This window comes from Acinetobacter ihumii (assembly GCF_900625095.1).
GTDB lineage: Bacteria > Pseudomonadota > Gammaproteobacteria > Pseudomonadales > Moraxellaceae > Acinetobacter > Acinetobacter ihumii.
On sequence record NZ_LR130769.1, the window covers coordinates 1 to 1,085 of the forward strand.

Consider the following 1,085-nt stretch of genomic DNA (forward strand, 5'->3'; position numbering starts at 1 on the left):
ATGGAATTTGACGTCGTCATCGTTGGTGCTGGACCTGCCGGTCTATCGGCTGCGATTAAAATTCGCCAACTTGCGATTGAAAAGAATCTACCCGATTTGTCCGTCTGCGTCGTCGAAAAAGGGTCTGAAGTAGGTGCACATATTCTCTCTGGTGCCGTGCTTGAACCACGTGCCATCAATGAGTTGTTCCCCAACTGGAAAGATGAAGGCGCACCTTTAAATGTCCCTGTGACTGAGGACAAAACCTATTTCTTGCTGTCTGATGAAAAATCTCAGGAAGCACCGCACTGGATGGTACCTAAAACCATGCATAACGATGGCAACTATGTCATCTCGCTAGGTAACGTGGTGCGCTGGTTAGGTCAAAAAGCTGAAGAATTAGAAGTCTCTATTTTCCCGGGCTTTGCTGCTTCTGAAATTTTGTATCATGAAGATGGTACAGTCAAAGGTGTACAAACTGGTGATATGGGCATTGGCAAAGATGGTGAACCCACCCATAATTTTGCACCGGGTTATGAGCTACATGCCAAATACACTTTATTTGCTGAAGGCTGCCGTGGTCATTTAGGTAAACGCTTAATCAGCAAGTTCAATCTGGATCAAAATGCTGACCCTCAGCATTACGGGATCGGGATTAAAGAGCTTTGGGAAATTGATCCAGCCAAGCATAAAGAAGGCTTGGTGATGCATGGTTCAGGCTGGCCTTTGACGGAAACAGGTTCTTCTGGTGGCTGGTGGCTCTATCATGCTGAAAATAACCAAGTAACTTTGGGCATGATCGTGGATTTGTCTTATGAAAATCCGCATATGTTCCCTTTCATGGAAATGCAGCGCTGGAAAACCCATCCGCTGATTAAACAGTATTTAGAAGGCGGTAAACGTATTTCTTACGGCGCACGTGCGGTGGTTAAAGGGGGGTTGAACTCTTTACCTAAGCTGACCTTCCCGGGTGGCTGTTTAATTGGTGATGATGCTGGCTTCTTAAACTTTGCCAAAATCAAAGGTTCTCACACCGCCATGAAATCAGGTATGTTGTGTGGTGAAGCTGTATTTGAAGCGATTGCTCGTGGTGTAGAAAAAGGGGG

General features: G+C 45.8%; 1 protein-coding gene. It reads left to right on the forward strand.

Features of this window, described 5'->3' with window-relative positions; all coding sequences use genetic code 11:
• Window positions 1–1,085 (forward strand): NAD(P)/FAD-dependent oxidoreductase (locus E0D95_RS15195; protein ID WP_130804972.1); only part of this gene is annotated, 1,085 nt, incomplete at both ends.